Source organism: Pseudonocardia sp. Cha107L01 (assembly GCF_052566575.1).
Map to the genome: position 1 here is coordinate 1,228,420 of NZ_CP199579.1, position 17,248 is coordinate 1,245,667.

Consider the following 17,248-nt stretch of genomic DNA (forward strand, 5'->3'; position numbering starts at 1 on the left):
CCGGGGCGTCCGGCTGGATCGCAGGCCCCGCGGCCGGGGTCACTTGTCGTTGGGGTTGAGGACGCGGAAGGCGAGTCCGGCGGCGGCGCCGGCGACGAGCTCGGCCACCGGGTAGAGCCAGAACGTCGGCCAGGCGAACAGGTCCATGGTGGCGCCGCCGAGGGCCACCGCCGGGTTGAACGCGCCACCGGAGATCCCGCCGACGGCGACCGCGCCGGCTAGGACGGTGAACCCGATCGCCAGCCCGTAGAAGGAGTTGTCCGGGTGGTCCTTGCTGGTGGCGACGTTGAGCACGACGTAGGCCAGGGCGAAGGTGAACAACAGCTCTGCCACGATGGCCGCAGTCAGGGCGTGCCCGGACAGGGTCAGGGTCTTGACCGACGCCGGGGTAATGATCCCGCGGACCACCAGCGCGGCGAGCAGGCCGGCCACCAGCTGCGCGATCCAGTACCCGACAGCCCCACCGAGCCCGATCCGGCCCCGCACCAACACCGCCATGGTCACGGCCGGGTTGTAGTGGCCGCCGGAGACATGCCCACCGGCGTAGATCATGACCATGAGGGACGCGCCGATAGCCAGCGGCGCCAACGCGCTGCCGCTGTACACGCTGGCACCGACGGTGAAAACGAGGAAGAACGTCCCGATCAGCTCGACCGCGAGCTTCCGACCAGTCCCTCGGGCGGCGACGACCTTCGCGGTTTCTTGGGGCGTGAGAACATCCATGACAGCGATATTCGTTCTCTGACGGGCACCCGTCGCTGCGGCCACCGCCCATCTGCGTTCCTGGTTGGCTGGAACGGGTGCGTACCTGCTAGCGGTAAATGCGCCGGTCCGGCCACCGGCGCTGCCCGATGCGCCGCGGAAACGCTGAGGAAGGCCACCGCGATGGGGCGATCCGGTCGGCGAGAGTGGAGATCACACCGCCACGGGCCGCGCACACTCGAAGGAGCCGAACATGACCGAGACCATCGCCGGCGTGACGATCCCGGACAGCCGACTGGTCGCCGAGGCGACCGAGCTGGTCCGCGACTCGGCGCCGCCGCTGTTGTTCCACCACTCTCGCCGGGTGTTCCTGTTCGGCATGCTGCAGGGCATCCGCCGCGGCCTGACCCCGGACCCGGAGCTGCTCTACGTGGGCGCGATGTTCCACGACCTGGGGCTGACCGAGAAATACCGCACCCGCCACCAGCGCTTCGAGGTGGACGGCGCGGACGAGGCCCGCCGCTTCCTCACCGCGCACGGCATCGACGACGAGGGCGCCCGCCGAGCCTGGACGGGCATCGCGCTACACACCACCCCGGGCATCCCGGAGTTCATGGAGCCGGAGGTCGCCCTGGTCACCGCCGGTGTGGAGACCGACGTGCTGGGCATCGGCTACCTCGACCTGGACCCGGCCGCGGTCCGCGCGGTGACCGACGCCCACCCCAGGCCGGACTTCAAGCGGCAGATCCTGGCCGCCTTCACCCAGGGCTTCGCCGACCGCCCGGACACCACCTTCGGCACGGTGAACGCCGACGTGCTGGCGCACTTCGCCCCCGGGTTCACCCGCACCGACTTCGTCGAGGTCATCCAGGGCAACGCCTGGCCAGAATGAGGCCGCGCACGACCAGTAAAGATCAGTGCCGACGCCCTCTTCAGCATCGATTGAAGGACGACGATGGCCGATCAGAAGCGCGTAACCATAGCCGATCTCGGCCTGTTCACCGGTGCGCCGCAGCACGAGAACTTCTGCCGGGTCAAGGACCTGCTCGACACGCGCGAGATGGCTTCCTCGTCGAGGCCCTACACCTGGGCGCAGGGTGACCCGATCCGTTTGCCGGGGACTTACGAATTCGGAGGCACCGCGCGTTCGGCCGAGGAGTTCATGGCCGACACCGACACGGCGGCACTGCTCGTGCTGATCGACGGCGTCGTCCGGTACGAGCGCTACACCCTGACCGGCGGAGCTGACGTCCAGTGGCTCTCCATGTCGGTGGCCAAGAGCTTCATCTCCGCGCTCGTCGGGATCGCGGTCGCCGAAGGGCACATCGCGCGCATCGACGAGCCGGTCAGCTCCTACGTGCCGGTGCGGCCCGGATCCGCGTACGACGGCGTGTCCATCAGGAACGTGCTCAGGATGTCCTCCGGCGCCCGGTGGAACGAGGACTACCACGACCCGAACTCGGACATCTTCCGGCTCAGCATGGCCGGGCTGGGCATCGGCGGCACGCTCGACGACTTCGTCGCCGCCATGGTGCGCGAGAGCGAGCCGGGGACCGTCTGCCGCTACAACTCGGGTGACACGCAGGCGCTGTCGATGCTCGTGGCCCGGGCCACCGGCCGCTCGGTCTCCGACTACATGCGGGAGAAGCTGTGCGAACCGCTCGGCATGGTGTCCCCCGGCTACTGGATGGTGGACCCCGCGGGGACCGAGCAAGGCTACGTGGGGCTCAACTTGACCGCGCGCGACTACGCGAAGCTAGGCGAGCTCTACCGCAACGACGGACTGTGGCAGGGTCAGCAGATCGTCCCGGCCGACTGGGTGCGCGACTCGGTGACGGTCGCCGCCCCGCACCTGGAGCCCGGCCGGCCACTGGTCGGCGGGCACCATGTCGACCTGGGTTACGGCTACCAGTGGTGGATTCCCGCCGGAGACCGCGGTGAGTTCAGCGCGATCGGCGTCTACAACCAGTTCGTCTACATCGACCCGGCCAGCAGCACCACCATCGTGAAACTGTCCGCCAACCGCAGGTACGGCACGTCCGGTGTCGGTCTGGGGCGAGCGAACGCTGGAGGCGCAGATCATCGAGGCACGGTCTCCGGCGCTCCACCGACGACGATCTCCAGAACTCACGGCCGGACGGTACTCGCCAAGCTGGGCAGCAACTGGGCGGCGTTCTCGGCCAGCACCTGCTCGCGCAGGTCACCGGCAAGCAGCGGGGTCGCGTCGATCCGCTCGGCCAGTGCCTGGCACGCCGCGAGCGGGGTGAACGGCCAGTCGCTGCCGTACATGATGTGCGATGGGTCGGCCACCGAGAGCAACGCGCCGAGTAGTTCGGGTACCGGCGCTCCGGCCAGGTCGAAGTACAGCTTGCGCAGCGCGGCGCGCATCCCGGGCGGCGGCGGGGCGCCGGGCTCGCCCAGGATTGGCAGCAGCAGCTCGATTCGGTTGGCCAGCACCGGCAGCACCGCTCCGGCGTGCGGCACGATGACCTTCAGCGCCGGGTTGCGCTCGAGCACGCCGGAGATCACCAGATTGGTGATCGACCGGGTGGTCTCGAAGATGAACTCGAGCATCGGGCTCGGGAAGCCCAATGCCAGCTCGGCCCCACAGGACGGCGACGTCGGGTGCACGAAGACCACGCCACCCCGGCGGGCCAGCTCGGCGTAGAGCTCTTCGAGTGCGCTGTCGCCCAGGTACTGGCCGTGGTGGTTGGTTTCCAGCACAGCGCCGAGCGCGCCCAGCTCACCCATCGCCCGGTCCAGCTCGGTCAGTGCGGCGGGCACGTCGGGCAGTGGGAGCGAGGCGAAGAACCCGAATCGGCTGGGGTGGGCGGCGACCAGCCGGGCCGCCTCGTCGTTGCACCGACGCGCCAGTTCGGCGGCGGCCGCGTCGTCGCCGAGGTGCACACCCGGCGAGGAGATGGACAGCGCGGCGCTGCTGATGTCCAGCTCGTCCATGGCCTGCAGCGCCGACTGCTCGTCCCAGGCCGGGATGGCCGCGATGCCGTCCGGGCGGTCATGGCCGGCAGCCACCAGCGCGTCCCGGTAAAAGTCGGGCACGAAGTGGGCGTGCACGTCGATCCGTGTGGTCACAGTAACCATCGATACCGGAACAACGGGGCGAACGCATGGACGCTGGCTGCCGGAAATTCGAGACCGATCGTCCTCGGCCACGGCTGCTACCCGGGGATCGGCGGGGGAAGCTCGACGGAACGGGGGTGGCGTGCTGGGGACTGTCTAAGCGTTCTCGATCAGGGTGATGGTTGCCGGGGCCAGTGTTGATTGTCTGTCGAGGTGGATGGCGGTGCGTAGGGCGGTGAGGAGGGTCGCGGTGGCGAGTTCGACCAGGGTGGGTGTGTCGATGTCGTGGTGTTCGAGTCGATCCAGGATGATTTCGTCGAAGAAGCCGACCCAGCCGCGCATGGTTGTGCGGAGCACGGCTGGCACGGGGTCGGTGATGCCGAGGCGGTGCAGGATCCGCCGTGCGCCGTTCCAGCGGAGTTCGTCGACCATCGCGCGCATCTCGGGGTCTGCGCCGAGCCCGCCGCGCATGATGGCGACGAAGCCGGTGGCGTGTTGATCGATGTAGGTGATGTGGTCGGTGAGTGCGTGGCGCAGCTGCTCTCGCAGGGTGTCGCCACGTGGTGGGCGGCTCTGGTTCGCGGCGAGTTCGTCCGCGATGTCGCGCATGACGGCGAGGTAGAGCCCGCGCTTGTTGTCGAAATGGTGGGCGATGAGTCCGTAGGCGACGCCGGCGGCTTTCGCGATCTCGCTGGTGGTGACTTTTTCGTAGGAGTGTTCGGCGAACAGCTTGGCCGCGGCCGCGACCAGCAGGCGGCGCCGGTCCGTGCCCGCCGGTGCGGTGGTTCTCACATCCACTTGGCCAGGCTAGTGCGCGAGGTGGGTCGAGCCGGCGAGGCGGGCGGCGCGGTGGTGACGGGGTTCTCGATATGGCCGATACCGTCGATCTCGACCCTGATGGTGTCGCCAGGGCGCAGGAACCGTCCGGCGGGCCACCCGGTGCCGGCGAACGTCCCGCACGCGACGACATCGCCGGGCTCGAGCGCGCAAAATTGCGACAGCTGACTGAGGATGTCCGCCGGGGATCGGATCAGCTCGGCGATGCGGCCGCGCTGGCGCAGTTCACCGTTGAGGAACGTGCGCACCTCGGCGGTGGCAAGGTCGATCTCGTCGGGGGTTGCCAGCCATGGCCCGAGCGGGCCGTGGCTGGGGAAGCCCTTGGCCATGGCCGCCGAGGTGGGGTTGTCGGTTTGCCAGTCACGGACGGAGACGTCGTTGGCGACGAGGTAGCCGGCGATCGCGTGCTCGGCGTCGCGGACGCTGGCCTCGCGCAGATGGGCTCCCACGACGACGGCGAGCTCCCCTTCCCAGTCGACTCGTGAGGTGCCTGCAGGTAGCCAGATCTCCTCGAACGGCCCGGTGACCGATGAGGTGGCCTTGGCGAAGAAAAACGGGTAACGGGGTCTGGGGTGGGCGAGAGCGTAGCCGGCGGCGATGCGCACCAGTTTCGGCTCTCGCAGCAGCCAACGCAGGTTGACCTCGCGGCGGTGGTCTCGGGAATTGATCCCGATCGCCAGGTACTTCGGTGGGGCCGGGATCGGCGCCTGAAGGGTGACCGAGCCGAGCGGGTGGCGTGGCGCCGCCGGGAGCAGCGCGGCCACTCGTTCGTCGCGTTGGGTGTCGCCCAGCAGCTCGAGCACGGTGGCCGGGCCGTGCTCGGCGGCGGACAGGTCGGCGACCTGCTCTCCTAGCACGACCCCGACCCGCGTGCGGCCGTCGTGGCCTCGGAACGTTGCCAGTTTCACGATGTGCTCCCGGTTAGAGGGTCTTCCAACGGATGGTGCGCAGACCGCTTCGAGGCGGACGCCCATCGGGTGGGGCCGACCCGCGCTTGCCTAGTTCCTCGATGCTCACCCCGCCACGGAGGCGGCGTTCCAGTACGTCCGGGTCGAACTCGACGCCGATGGGGTTGTCGGCGAACTCGCCGCTCTCTAGCCAACCAAGCAACTCCAGGTTGCTGGCGAAGTTGTCGACCTGCAGCTCGAGGCGGTTGCCGTCAGGGTCCTCGTAGTACATCGACGTCGTCGGGCCGTGATTGATGCACCACACCGGATTGATGCCCACCCGGGCCAACCGTCGGTAGACCGCGATCAGCTCGCCGAGGTCGTGATAAGTGAACGCGACGTGATCCACGCCCCAGAACTTCCGGTGCAGGGCCCAGAACAAGCCTGGGATCCGCAGCAGGGCCGGGGTGTGGACCAACGCGATCCGATGGTGCTCGTCGTCATAGGTTAGAAAGGTGATCCGCTTGTCGCCGAACACCACAATGGCGTCCAGCACGGTCTGATACCACTCGGTCATCTGGGTCGGGCGGGGTGTCTTGAGAACAATGTGAGCGAGCTTCGCGGGGGCGCCCGGGCGCCGGCCGCGACCGAGGTCGGCCGCTTTGATCCGGACCGCCGGGGTCCGAGGTGTGGTGGCCATCATGAGAGTCCTCTCGGTGTTCGGGCGGTGAAAGGTCCGCTGTTGCGTGCCGGACTGGGATCGGCGCCGCGTGGTAGGCGGGGTGATCGCGGGTGAGGAGTCGCCGGCTGGACCAGTGCGCGCCCGGAGCGGGATCTCGGTGCGGGAGCGGAATCGCTGGTCGGGGTCGCGGCGGCTTGGTTTTTGTTCATGACGACTTCCCCCTTCGGCCAGTGGGCACCCGACGCGGCGCCGGCCTCCTGGCCTCTGTCGACGGTCTGATTGACCTGGCATCCGACGTCACCTACTGTGGCAGCTGATTGATAATCAGTCAACACCGAAGGGTGGCCATGACAACCCCAGAACCGCTCCATGCCGTGCGCGTGGACCCTAATCGTGCGGCGCCGATTGCCGGGTGCCGTTTAGGGCGCGCGCATGAGCTGCCGCATCTCCGTCGCACCAAGCTGCGCCTGCACATCGACGTCAACCCCACCGACCGCGACCAGGAGGAGGAACTGGAGCGCCTGCTGTCACTGGGCGCACGAAAGGTCGACATCGGCCAGACCGGCGAGGAGTCCTGGCACGTACTGGCGGACCCGGAGGGTTACGAGTTCTGCCTCCTACGGCGCCGCCTCGACCCGGTCTAGGCGGGTCTAGGCGGCGGGCCGTTGGCGTCGGTTCAGGTCGGAACGCCTACATGGCGTCGACCTTGGGCATGATCTCCTCCTTCAGACGCTTGAGATCATCGAGCGTCTTCGCGACCGGCACGTCCGCGAACGGCGGCCACAGCAGAGGCATCGTCAGCCCGGCCTCCTTGTAGCGCTTGAGGGTGTCGGTGATCTGCCCGGCGGATCCCACCATCAGGTTGGTGAGCTTGCCGTTCGCTGTCTGGTCGACGTCCTGGTCGGTGATGACGAACCAGAGCATGCTGGCGATCTCGAGGTCGTCGATCGTGTGGGAGCTGTCCATCTCCTCGAGCTCGCGCTGGATGGCGCCACGCCACCCCTTCAGGTCCTCCGGGGAGTCCTGGATGCCGATCCAGCCCGACAGGCCGTACTTGGCGACGCGGGTCGCCGCGCGCTTCGGGTCCTTGAGCCCGCTGAAGAAGATCGGCGGGTGCGGCTTCTGCACGGGCTTGGCCCCGAACCCGCAGCTCTCGAAGTCGGCGAACTCGCCGTGGTACTCGAAGACCTCGTTCGTCCAGATGCCCTGCATGATCTCGATCGTCTCGCGCACGTGCTTGTTGCGCTTGGGGAAGATGTGTGCGGCGCTCGCGGCCGCGAACTCCTCGGGCATCCAGCCGGCACCGACGGCGACGTTGAGCCGGCCGTTGCAGAGGTGGTCGATGGTGGCGAGCTCGGCGGCGAGCACACCGGGCGAGCGGTACGGCGTGTCGATGATGCTCATGCCGATCCGTACCTTGCTCGTCTTCGCGGCGAGCCAGGGGAGCAGCGGCATGCCCTGGAGGAACTCACCTCGGGAGGACACCGGCAGGCCCTTGGGCATCTCCGGGATCATGCCGAACGAGTACTGGAGCTCTCCGCGGTCGGAGGCCTCCGGGACGACGATCCGGTCGAGCGTCCAGACGGAGTCGAAGTCGAGATCCTCGGCGAGCTCGGTGAGGTCCTCGAGTTCCTTGACGGTCACCTTGTTGCGGAAGTTCGGCAGGTAGAGAGCGAGCTTCATGAGATACGGCCTCCTTGCCGGGCATGAGGGGGATGGCGGGAGCCAACGCTGGGGGGCGAGCGACACGCTTCCGCACCCACCGACCCGCCGCAAGGATTGGAGATCCTTACGGGCCCTGGTTGACGCTAAAGACTGAAGCTGACGCACCGCGCTCGTCCCAGTCGTCTCAGTTCGCCGCGGTACTGCCACCGGGTTCGGGGCGGATGGTGCGTATCGGTTCAGGCAGAGATGGGTGCTTGCCACGGTCACCTGACCGGTCCACTCTGGGCGCGCAGCTGGGAACGAAGACGGCAATGAGCGTCGATTTGGGACCGATTCGCGCACACCCCGGCACTATCCAGAACGACGAAATGGTGACGTCGCCACCGACCCCTCATCGCCGGTACAGCAGGAAATCCCTGACACAACCAAGGAGGCCGCGATGAGCACAGCGGATGTCCGGAGCAACGAGGCGAGCAGGGCCCCGAGCGTCAAGGGTGTCGAGCTGAAGTTCGAGGCGGTCGTCATCCCCGTCTCGGATGTTGACCGCGCGAAGGAGTTCTACGGGAACCTGGAGTGGCGGCTCGACGCCGACTTCGCCTTCGACAACGGCTTCCGGATCCTCCAGTTCACGCCACCCGGCTCGGGGTGCTCGGTTCAGTTCGGCTCAACGTCACGTCGGCCGCGCCCGGCTCCGCCCAGGGCCTCTACCTGGTCGTCTCCGACATCGGGGCCGCGCGCGAGGAGCTCGCCGCCCGCGGTGTCGACGTCAGCGACGTGTTCCACCCCGAGACGCCCGGCGCCCAGTTCCAGCCCGACGGCACGAGCGGTCGGGTCAGCGCGCCCGCGCCCGATCACGCCAGCTACAGCTCCTTCGCCACGTTCAGCGACCCGGACGGCAACGGCTGGCTGCTGCAGGAGGTCACGACGCGGCTGCCCGGCCGGATCGACGCCGCTGAGACGGTTTACGCGTCCGCCGCGGACCTGGCGAGCGGGCTTCGGCGTGCCGCGGCCGCCCACGGCGAGCACGAGAAGCGGACCGGCGAGGCGGACGCGAACTGGCCCGACTGGTACGCCGAGTACATGGTGGCGGAGCGGGCCGGGACGGAGCTGCCGACGTGAGTGACTATGACGTGATCGTTCTCGGCGGCGGGGCGCCCGGTGAGCACTGCGCCGCCGCGCTGGCCGAGGGCGGGCTGCGGGTCGCTGTCGTGGAGCGGGAGCTGGTCGGCGGCGAGTGCTCCTACTGGGCCTGTATCCCGTCGAAGTCGCTGTTGCGTCCCGGCGAGGCGGTGTGGGGCGCGCGCGAGGCCGGCGCGAGCGCACAGGTCGACGTTGCGGCGGCGCTGGCCTGGCGGGACTTCATGGTGTCGAGCTATTCCGACGCGGGCCAGGAGCGCTGGCTGGCCGACCACGGCATCGACCTGCTGCGCGGCACGGGCCGGTTGGCCGGCACCGGCGTGGTCGAGGTCGGGGGCGTCCGCCACACCGCGGCGCACATCGTGGTGGCGACCGGCGCGGATCCGATCGTGCCGCCGGTCCCGGGACTTCGTGAGCTGGACGGCGTGTGGACCAACCGCGAGGCCACCGGGATGAAGGCGGTCCCGCGCCGCCTGCTGGTGCTGGGCGGCGGGCCGGTGGGCGTCGAGATGGCCCAGGTCGTGCGGCGGCTCGGTGGCGAGGCGGTGCTCGTCGAGGGCGCAGACCGCCTGCTTCCCCGGGAGCCCGCGCCGCTGGGCGAGGCGCTCGGGGAGGCCCTGCGCCGGGATGGGATCGAGCTGAGGCTCGGGATGCACGCCACTGCCGCGCTGCGGGAGGGTGACGAGTTCGTCCTGCGCTTCGACGGCGGTACGGACCTGCGGGGCGACCGGCTGCTGGTGGCGACCGGTCGGCGCCCACGCGTCGAGGGGATCGGCCTGGAGACGGTCGGGGTGGCGGTCGACCCCCGTGGGATCCCGGTTGACGAGCACCTGCGCGCGGGCGAGCGACTCTGGGCGATCGGCGACGTCACCGGGATCTGGCCGCTCACCCACGTCGGCGAGTACGAGGGAGACGTGGTCGCGGCGAACATCCTCGGCGATGCGCGTCCGGCGAACTACGAAGCTGTTCCGCGAGTCACCTACACAGATCCGCAGGCCGCGGCGGTGGGCGCGGTCGAAGCGGCCTACAGCGCCACCGCACCCATGTCAGAGGTGCCGAAGACCGCCACCTACACGCACGCCTACGCCGAATCGAACGGGTTCCTGACGCTGCTCAGCGACGGCGAGCGACTGATCGGCGCCTACGCGCTGGGGCCCGAAGCCGGTGAGTGGCTGCAGCAGGCGACGCTGGCCATCCGCGCACACGTCCCCCTCGAGGTGCTGAGCGACACGATCCAGCCCTTCCCCAGCTTCTCGGGGATCTACGACGCGGCGGTGAAGGCGCTCCGTAGGCAGATCGCGGACATGCCGCGGCCGGTCGGACCGACGGAAACGCAGATGGCGAGCCTGAGGTGACGCAGATGAGCAGCGCAACCACTCCTGTTTCCACCCAGCGTGAACCGGAACTGCTCGGACAGACGGTCGTCGTGATCGGCGGCAGCGCGGGCATCGGGCTGGAGACAGCTCGACGTGCCCGGGCGGAGGGTGCCGATGTGTTCCTCACCGGCCGCAATCCCGACCGGCTGGAGCAAGCGGCGCTGGAGGTCGGCGCGCAACGCACCGCGGCCTTCGACGCCAACGACGCGCCTTCCCTGGCGAGGTTCTTCCAGGACCTGCCAGCGCCGATCGACCACGTGATGGTCACAGCCGGTGGTCCGCACTACGGGCCCCTGCTCGAGATGGACTCGGCCCAGGTGCGCCAGGCGATCAGCGGGCACGTGGTGCTGGCGCTCGAGGTCGCGCGTAACGCCGCCGGCAAGATGAGGCCCGGGGGGACGCTACTGCTCGTGGGCGGTACCGGCGGCCGGCGCGTCGGTCACGGCCTCGGCATCGTCTCCGCCGCCACCGCCGCGCTGCCGCCGTTCACGGCGGCCCTCGCGCTCGAGCTCGCGCCGGTCCGGGTCAACCTCATCGCCGCCGGCTTCGTCGACACCCCGTTGTCAGCAGCGCTGCTCGGAGATCGACTCGAGGAGCGCCGGAACGAGCTGCGCAAGACGCTCCCGATCGGCCGCGTCGTCGGCCCCTCCGACGTCGCCGCGCTCGCTGTCCACATCATGGCCAACACGGCGCTCACCGGCGCGACGTACGACATCGACGGTGGGCAACAGTTCGTCTCCTGATGAACACGCGAACGCCGTCGTCAGCCGCCGGCGAGCGCCGGGTCACTGGGGTGTGGGGTGAGCGGCGTGGTCTGCACGTCCATCCAGCCCAACACCGACAGCGGCAGCGACGCCATGATCGCCTGAATCTCGGCGCCGTCACCTGCCTGCCACAGACCCAGTGCGCGCCCCTGCCCGGGCAGCGTCCACAGCCGCAGCAGGTGTCCCTGCCCGGCCTGCTCCCGCGCGCTGGCTGCCTCGCGTGCCAGGGCGGCATCGACCGTCTCGCGGGGCGTACCCGCCGGGACGGTGACGGTGAACGTGGTCAGGAACTCGGGCGCGACTGACCGGGGCTTCTCGGTCTGCCCGGTCGGGTCATTGGGGTGCGGCGCGAGCGGTGTGACCTCATCGGTGCGCCACACCCGCAGCGGCATCGAGGCGAGGACCTTCTCGAGCTGGTCGCCGTCGCCGGCGGCGAACATGCCGAGCGAGCGCCATTCGCCCGGTTGCAGCGGCGGGCGCCACAGGCGCAGCAGGTTCCCCTGCGCCGCGAGGTCGCGCGAGTGCGCGGCCTCGCGGGTGCGGATGTCCTGGACGTCCCCCTCTGGCGTTCCAGCCGGGACCTGGGTGGTCATGGTGACGAGGTATTCCATGATGAGCGCCTCCTGGGCGGATCGGGGCCTTCGCTCGCGGACCCGAACCCCGCGGCAGCCGGGCCGCCTCATTATTGCCCGCACCCGCACGTCCGGCCCCGCGTACCTGTGGAGGACCGATCGTCCGCCTGGGAAGGTTGTGGCTACTTTCGGGCGCGCGCCGACGGAGGGTAGGCAGCCGGTGATCACAGATCGACGGGTCGGCCGACTGCTGTCGGTGAACGTGGGCCTGCCGCGGGATCTCGACTGGCACGGCCAGGTGGTGCACACGGCGGTCTGGAAACGGCCGGTCGAGGGCAGGCGGCTGGTGCGGCGGCTGAACATCGACGGCGATGGGCAGGGCGACCTGGGCGGGCACGGCGGGGAGCACCGCGCCGTGTTCGTGTACCAGATCGAGTCCTACCGGCACTGGCAGGAGCAGCTGGGTCGCGACGACTTCGAATACGGCCAGTTCGGGGAGAATTTCACCGTGTCGGGCCTGGCGGATGACCAGGTGCGCATCGGCGATCGGTACCGGATCGGGGAGGCGATGTTCGAGGTGACCCAGCCAAGGGTCACCTGCTACCGGGTCGGCATCCGGATGAACGACGCGCGCCTGCCTGCACTGCTGGTCTCCCATCGGCGGCCCGGGTTCTACCTACGGGTGCTGAGCGAGGGCGTTGTGCAGGCCGGGGACGAGATCGTCCAGGTGGCCGCGGGTCCGGCGGCCATGACGGTCGCCGAGGTCGACGCCCTGCTCTACCTGCCCGGACATCCCCGCGGGCGGCTGCGGGAAGCGCTGCGGATCCCAGCGCTTCCCGACGGCTGGAAAGCCTCCTTCCGGGCGATGCTCGCCCAGCCCGAGATCCCCGGTAGCGCGGCGGGCAACGCCGGACTGGCCGACGTCAGCCCGCCGCCCGCCTGGCCGGGGTTCCGTCCGCTGGCCGTGACCGAGGTGGAACCGGAAAGCTCCTCGGTGGTCTCGGTGCACCTGGCCCACCCCGAGGGCGGGGCCGTGCCGGCCGCCCTGCCTGGGCAGTTCCTGACCCTGCGACTGCACCCCGGCCCCGGCAGGCAGCCGCTCCTGCGCAGCTACTCGCTGTCCGGTGCCCCTGACGCCGGTACCTACCGCATCAGCGTCAAGCGCGAGCCGCATGGCGCGGGCAGCGGGTTCGTCCACACCCGGGTGCGCCCTGGCGACCTGCTGGAGGCTGCCGCGCCGAGGGGCACCTTCACCCTCCGCCCCGGCACCGCACCGGTCCTGCTGGTCAGTGCGGGCGTGGGGGCGACCCCGGTCCTGGCCATGCTGCACACCCTGGCCGCGGCGGGGTCCGACCGTGACATCTGGTGGCTGCACGGCGCCCGCAACCTGGCCGAGGAGCCGTTCGCCACCGAGTCACGGTCCCTGCTGGCGACGCTGGCGAATGGGCACCGACACGTCTGCCACAGCCACCCCGGCCCGCACGACGTCCAAGGACGCGACTACCAGACGGCTGGGCGGCTGTCGGCGCAGGTACTGGCCGCGATCGAGCTGCCGCGCGACGCCGATGCCTACATCTGCGGGCCGGCCGGGTTCATGGCGGAGATGTCCGCCGCCCTGGTCGACCTTGGCATCGCTCGGGCACGCGTGCGCACCGAGATCTTCGGTGCCGGGCCGGCGCAGACCCCGGGGATAGCGAGTGCGACGGCCCGGCCGCCGCACCCGCCGGCGTCCCAGCCGGTCGACGGTCCGCTCATTGCCTTCGCGCGCAGCGGCCTGACGGTCCGCTGGGACCCTGGTTGCGCCAGCCTGCTGGAGCTGGCCGAGGCATGCGACGTGCCGGTGCGCTGGTCCTGCCGTACCGGGGTGTGCCACACCTGCGAGACAGGCCTGATATCCGGAGCAGTCAGCTATGCCCCCGACCCGGTCGACGTTCCCGCCGACGGCAGCTCGCTGATCTGCTGCTCCCAGCCCCGTGGCGACCTGGTACTCGACCTGTGAGCAGCGAGTATGTGGATTCGAGAGTGGGGTTGAGATGCCGTGGTTTCCGGACTTCGCCAATGCCGCGGAGCTGGTGCGCAGGCAGACGCGCGCCGAGGGTCAGGCTGATCCGGTGGGGCAGTACTTCACCGCGCTGAACAACGGTGACACGCACGCCCTGGAGACCGTGTGGCCCGGCGAGGTCGTGGTCTACGACCCCCGCGCCGGCGAGGTCCGCGGTCACCGGCAGCTGCGGCGGTTCGTCCGGCACAACCAAGCGTGGCTGGCCGAGCGTCACGCACGGATCGAGACGGTGGCCGCCACGTGTGTCGGTGGGCGGGCCGTGGTCGAGCTGCTGGCCCACCTGACCGACGACGGGCGGGACCTGGCCTGGCCGGTGGCGGTCGTCGCGGAATCCCCGGACGACCGGTCGGTGGTGTTCCGCACCTACTGCAGCCAATGGCCGGTCGACGGGCGGCGCCACCTCCGGCCTCCGATACTCGAGGCCGGGGCCGTCCACCCCGGTGACGTCGTCGGCCGCTACCAGGCCGCGCTCGAGGCCGGTGACGCCGAGGCGGTAGTGGGCACCTTCGCGTCGGATGGGTACTTCCGTGGCCCTATCGGCCCTCGGCACGCCCACAGCGGCGTCGGTGAGCTGCGTTCGTTCTTCACCCGGTGCTTCAGCGCGGGCGGCGGCATCGGCCTGCAGCCCTGCGTCGTGACCGACGACGGCGTGCGCTGCGCCATGGAGTACAACTGCGTCCGCTGGGGCAGCCACGACCTGCCGCCCCAGGCGGGAGTCGGCGTCTACGAACGCGGCCCGGACGGGCTGTTGGCCGCGGTCCGCGTCTACGACGACATCGAAGCACCAGAGGTCAGTGCGTGATGTTGCTGTGCTGGTTGCTCCAGTTGGTGCGCTCACGGAACAGCTCACCGGTCTGTGCGACAAACGCCTGGTGGGCGTAGTGGTCGTGCCGGAGGCGGTCCATCATCCACGCGGTCGGGTATCCCAGGTAGCCGTAGACGCCGTTGAAACAGAGGGCGGTCAGGGGAGCACAGCCGGGCTGGCCCGTGACGTCGTTGTGACTGGGGCCGTCGAGCGTTGCCCACGCTTTGGTGACCGACGCGGGCGCGGCGTCGTAGTAGGCAGAGTTGGACTGAAGCCCGGTGAGCGCCCACGGCAGTGGCTGGGTGGACGGTGAGATCAGCTGGTCGGCCGACCCGTTGACTAGGAAGATCGCGCCACCGGTGAGTTTCCGGGTATCGGGACAGCTGGTCGTGCTGCCACAGAGGATCTGCGCGGGAGTCTCGACGAGGACCGCCGTGGTGATCAGTCCATCGGACTGGATCATGGCGTTGAGCGCGCCGGCCGCACCCTGGGAATGCCCGATCGCTCCCACCCGTGCCGTTGCCAGCCGGTGGTAGAAGGGGCTGGACGGCCGACTGTCCTGGCGTACCAGCCAATGCGCGGCATCCAGGATCTGCTGTCCGCTGCCGGTGTTGCTGTCCTCGGTAGCGACCACGACAAAACCCCAGGACGCCAGGTGTGCGAGCAGGTAGGCGTACTGACTGGGGACGTTGAAGGTCCCGTTACCCCAGGTGATGACCGCATGCCGGGTCCCGCTGCGCCCGAGGTCGGCGGGGTACCACACGTCGAACTTCGAGCCGGAGGAGTCACAGCAGCCGACCGCGGTTGTTGAGGTGACCGCCCAGGGGCCGCGGGCAAAATACTTCTGCTCGATCGGCAGCGTGGGCGCGTTGGGTACCCGGGCCGAGTCGGCCGCCCAGGCGGGGACGCTGACGACGGCCATCGCCACCCCGAAGCTCAGCAGTAGCAGCACGGCGCGGGAGACCGCGCGTCTTGTCAAGGTGACTCCGCTGGCGCACCGGTAACGGCGGACCGGCGGGAGACACCCATACCCGGTTAACGTCGATGTCTACGACCGGTCACGACTCCCGGGAGAGGCGCGGCACACAGGGCGGGAGCCGGGCCAGCGAAATTGTAGCGATGATTCGCGCCAGGATTGTTGACAATATTGCTCACGTTACTGACGCTGGGAGCACCGACGGACGAGGAGCGGTGACGTCGAAGTGCCGTCGGGCACCGTGGATCGCTCCGCCACGTTCCGCACGACAAAGGCGTTGATATATGCAGAACTCGAACGCGGCCAACCGGCTCGACAGACTGCCGATCTCCCGTTTCCACAAGGTCACCCTGCTGGCCGTCTCCTTCGCGTACTTCTTCGAGTTCGCCGACATCAACAGCTTCGCGGTCACCGCACCCCGGCTGATCTCGCTGTGGGGCGTCACGATCAACCAGATCGCCTACGTCACCTCGCTGTCGTTCGTGGGGATGTTCCTCGGCTCGATGGTGGCGGCCTGGATCGCCGACCGCTGGGGGCGCAAGAACGCCCTGACGTGGACGACGCTGTTCTTCGGCTTCTTCTCCTTCGCGTCCGTCTTCTCCTGGGACACCGTGTCGCTGGGCGCCTTCCGCATCCTGACCTCCGCGGGCCTGTCCGCGATGACGGTCGTCGCGGTCATCTACATCAGCGAGCTGTACCCGGCCGCCCGCCGCGGCAAGTACCAGGCCTACGCCATCACGATCGGCATCTGCGGCACGCCCGTCACCAACCTCATCGCCAGCGTGGTCGTCCCACTCAACGACTGGTCGTGGCGCCTGGTGTACCTCTGGGGTGCGCTCGGCCTGTTGTTCCTGGTGTTCGTCCGCCATCTGAAGGAGTCGCCGCGCTGGTACGAGAGCCGGGGCGAGCATGCGCGCGCCGACGCCGTGCTGCGCGAGATCGAGGAGCAGGTGGCCGCCGAGAAGGGACCGCTGCCCGAGCCCGCCGCGCCCGCTCCGGTCCCCGACACACCACCGGCCAAAGCCAGGCTGCGCCTGCTGCTACAGAAGAGGTACCTCGCCCCCACCCTGCTGCTCACCGTGCTCTGGGTGACGCAGACGATCGGTTTCTTCGGCTACTCGAGCTGGGCCCCCACCCTGCTGGCCAAGGAGGGCTTCAGCGTCGAGAAGTCGATCTTCTACGTGGCACTCACCACGATCGGCGCACCACTGGGCTCCTTCTTGGCGTCCCTGGTCACCGACCGGTTCGAGCGCAAGTGGTGCCTCGCGGCCTTCGGGACGGTCATCGCGGTCTGCGGTCTGCTCTACGGACTGACCTTCAACCCGGTCCTGATCGTCGTGTTCGGCTTCCTGGTGAACCTGATCGAGCGCGGCTACACCGCGCTGGCCTACGCCTACTCTCCCGAGCTGTTCGACACCCACGGCCGCTCGCTGGGCACCGGTGTCTCCTACGGACTGGGTCGCCTGTCCAACGCGGCCGGCCCGTTGATCATCGCGAGCCTCTACAACGGGAGCGGCTACCAGAGCGTGTTCGTCTTCATCGCGGGCACCTGGCTGGTCGGTGCGCTCGCCCTGGCCCTCTTCGGTCCGAGCACCCGGCGGGCCCGGCTCCAACAGGCCGCCGCGCGGCCGGTGGGGGCCTGAGCCCGGCACCAGGCGTTACCGTTGACGCACCAATCGTGTCCCGAATCCGCGCGCGGAGG

General features: G+C 69.4%; 16 protein-coding genes and 1 pseudogene. 9 read left to right on the forward strand and 8 right to left on the reverse strand.

The window, feature by feature from the left end; translation table 11 throughout:
• Positions 1–39: 39 nt before the first annotated feature.
• The gene (locus ACTXG6_RS05790) at positions 40–723 is read right to left on the reverse strand and encodes an MIP/aquaporin family protein (protein ID WP_445186723.1); all 684 of its coding nucleotides are present in this window, start codon (positions 721–723) and stop codon (positions 40–42) included.
• A gap of 232 nt (positions 724–955) precedes the next feature.
• Here ACTXG6_RS05790 and ACTXG6_RS05795 point away from each other — a divergent pair, with 232 nt between their 5' ends.
• Complete coding sequence (locus ACTXG6_RS05795; RefSeq protein WP_445185185.1) at positions 956–1,594, forward strand: HD domain-containing protein; 639 nt, start codon at positions 956–958, stop codon at positions 1,592–1,594.
• Between the two features lie 270 nt (positions 1,595–1,864).
• Positions 1,865–2,710: pseudogene (locus ACTXG6_RS05800) on the forward strand (serine hydrolase domain-containing protein); the annotation flags it as partial.
• 119 nt (positions 2,711–2,829) lie between these two features.
• On the opposite strand, the gene ACTXG6_RS05805 reads toward ACTXG6_RS05800, so the two are convergent.
• The 4 genes from ACTXG6_RS05805 to ACTXG6_RS05820 all read right to left on the reverse strand — a co-directional run bounded on the left by ACTXG6_RS05805 (position 2,830) and on the right by ACTXG6_RS05820 (position 6,207).
• Positions 2,830–3,795: an amidohydrolase family protein gene (locus ACTXG6_RS05805; RefSeq protein WP_445186724.1), complete on the reverse strand. Its 966-nt coding sequence runs from the start codon at positions 3,793–3,795 to the stop codon at positions 2,830–2,832.
• Between the two features lie 144 nt (positions 3,796–3,939).
• Positions 3,940–4,581 (reverse strand): TetR/AcrR family transcriptional regulator, encoded by a 642-nt coding sequence (locus tag ACTXG6_RS05810; protein ID WP_445186725.1) that lies wholly within the window; start codon positions 4,579–4,581, stop codon positions 3,940–3,942.
• Positions 4,572–5,423 carry a fumarylacetoacetate hydrolase family protein gene (locus ACTXG6_RS05815; protein ID WP_445186726.1) on the reverse strand — a complete coding sequence of 284 codons (852 nt, stop codon included), beginning with the start codon at positions 5,421–5,423 and terminating at the stop codon, positions 4,572–4,574. The genes ACTXG6_RS05810 and ACTXG6_RS05815 overlap by 10 nt, the downstream gene beginning before the upstream one ends.
• Before the next feature lie 118 nt (positions 5,424–5,541).
• Positions 5,542–6,207, reverse strand: a complete 666-nt coding sequence (locus tag ACTXG6_RS05820; RefSeq protein WP_445186727.1) for a VOC family protein — start codon at positions 6,205–6,207, stop codon at positions 5,542–5,544.
• Between the two features lie 329 nt (positions 6,208–6,536).
• On the opposite strand from ACTXG6_RS05820, the gene ACTXG6_RS05825 reads away from it, so the two are divergent.
• Positions 6,537–6,833: a VOC family protein gene (locus ACTXG6_RS05825; protein WP_445186728.1), complete on the forward strand. Its 297-nt coding sequence runs from the start codon at positions 6,537–6,539 to the stop codon at positions 6,831–6,833.
• A 46-nt stretch (positions 6,834–6,879) separates the two neighbouring features.
• On the opposite strand, the gene ACTXG6_RS05830 is transcribed toward ACTXG6_RS05825, so the two are convergent.
• Positions 6,880–7,872 carry an LLM class flavin-dependent oxidoreductase gene (locus tag ACTXG6_RS05830; RefSeq protein WP_445186729.1) on the reverse strand — a complete coding sequence of 331 codons (993 nt, stop codon included), beginning with the start codon at positions 7,870–7,872 and terminating at the stop codon, positions 6,880–6,882.
• A 627-nt stretch (positions 7,873–8,499) separates the two neighbouring features.
• Between ACTXG6_RS05830 and ACTXG6_RS05835 the strand changes: the two genes are divergently transcribed.
• Genes ACTXG6_RS05835 through ACTXG6_RS05845 form a run of 3 tightly spaced genes read left to right on the forward strand, consistent with a single transcriptional unit; the run spans position 8,500 to position 11,110 of the window.
• Positions 8,500–8,973, forward strand: a complete 474-nt coding sequence (locus ACTXG6_RS05835; protein WP_445186730.1) for a hypothetical protein — start codon at positions 8,500–8,502, stop codon at positions 8,971–8,973.
• Complete coding sequence (locus ACTXG6_RS05840) at positions 8,970–10,346, forward strand: dihydrolipoyl dehydrogenase family protein (protein ID WP_445186731.1); 1,377 nt, start codon at positions 8,970–8,972, stop codon at positions 10,344–10,346. Before ACTXG6_RS05835 ends, ACTXG6_RS05840 begins: the two co-directional genes overlap by 4 nt.
• Before the next feature lie 5 nt (positions 10,347–10,351).
• A complete protein-coding gene (locus ACTXG6_RS05845; protein ID WP_445186732.1) occupies positions 10,352–11,110 on the forward strand; it encodes an SDR family oxidoreductase in 759 nt (252 codons plus the stop codon).
• 20 nt (positions 11,111–11,130) lie between these two features.
• On the opposite strand, the gene ACTXG6_RS05850 is transcribed toward ACTXG6_RS05845, so the two are convergent.
• Positions 11,131–11,742: a muconolactone Delta-isomerase family protein gene (locus tag ACTXG6_RS05850; RefSeq protein ID WP_445186733.1), complete on the reverse strand. Its 612-nt coding sequence runs from the start codon at positions 11,740–11,742 to the stop codon at positions 11,131–11,133.
• Positions 11,743–11,923: 181 nt separating this feature from the next.
• On the opposite strand from ACTXG6_RS05850, the gene ACTXG6_RS05855 reads away from it, so the two are divergent.
• Together ACTXG6_RS05855 and ACTXG6_RS05860 are read left to right on the forward strand one after the other, a co-directional pair.
• Positions 11,924–13,702, forward strand: coding sequence for an MOSC domain-containing protein (locus tag ACTXG6_RS05855; RefSeq protein ID WP_445186734.1), 1,779 nt, complete (start codon positions 11,924–11,926; stop codon positions 13,700–13,702).
• A 34-nt stretch (positions 13,703–13,736) separates the two neighbouring features.
• A complete protein-coding gene (locus tag ACTXG6_RS05860; protein WP_445186735.1) occupies positions 13,737–14,567 on the forward strand; it encodes a nuclear transport factor 2 family protein in 831 nt (276 codons plus the stop codon).
• Here the strand turns inward: ACTXG6_RS05860 and ACTXG6_RS05865 are convergent.
• Positions 14,557–15,549 (reverse strand): poly(ethylene terephthalate) hydrolase family protein, encoded by a 993-nt coding sequence (locus ACTXG6_RS05865; RefSeq protein WP_445186736.1) that lies wholly within the window; start codon positions 15,547–15,549, stop codon positions 14,557–14,559. The two genes, ACTXG6_RS05860 and ACTXG6_RS05865, sit on opposite strands and share 11 nt — an antisense overlap.
• Before the next feature lie 281 nt (positions 15,550–15,830).
• Between ACTXG6_RS05865 and ACTXG6_RS05870 the strand changes: the two genes are divergently transcribed.
• Complete coding sequence (locus ACTXG6_RS05870) at positions 15,831–17,189, forward strand: MFS transporter (RefSeq protein ID WP_445186737.1); 1,359 nt, start codon at positions 15,831–15,833, stop codon at positions 17,187–17,189.
• Positions 17,190–17,248: the final 59 nt, after the last annotated feature.

Excerpts from the sequence above, each read along its gene's own strand:
- ACTXG6_RS05790 (WP_445186723.1), bottom strand. The coding sequence starts at position 723 with ATGGATGTTCTCACGCCCCAAGAAACCGCGAAGGTCGTCGCCGCCCGA.
- ACTXG6_RS05795 (WP_445185185.1), top strand. The coding sequence starts at position 956 with ATGACCGAGACCATCGCCGGCGTGACGATCCCGGACAGCCGACTGGTC.
- ACTXG6_RS05820 (WP_445186727.1), bottom strand. The coding sequence starts at position 6,207 with ATGGCCACCACACCTCGGACCCCGGCGGTCCGGATCAAAGCGGCCGAC.
- ACTXG6_RS05825 (WP_445186728.1), top strand. The coding sequence starts at position 6,537 with ATGACAACCCCAGAACCGCTCCATGCCGTGCGCGTGGACCCTAATCGT.
- ACTXG6_RS05830 (WP_445186729.1), bottom strand. The coding sequence starts at position 7,872 with ATGAAGCTCGCTCTCTACCTGCCGAACTTCCGCAACAAGGTGACCGTC.
- ACTXG6_RS05845 (WP_445186732.1), top strand. The coding sequence starts at position 10,352 with ATGAGCAGCGCAACCACTCCTGTTTCCACCCAGCGTGAACCGGAACTG.
- ACTXG6_RS05850 (WP_445186733.1), bottom strand. The coding sequence starts at position 11,742 with ATGGAATACCTCGTCACCATGACCACCCAGGTCCCGGCTGGAACGCCA.
- ACTXG6_RS05860 (WP_445186735.1), top strand. The coding sequence starts at position 13,737 with ATGCCGTGGTTTCCGGACTTCGCCAATGCCGCGGAGCTGGTGCGCAGG.
- ACTXG6_RS05870 (WP_445186737.1), top strand. The coding sequence starts at position 15,831 with ATGCAGAACTCGAACGCGGCCAACCGGCTCGACAGACTGCCGATCTCC.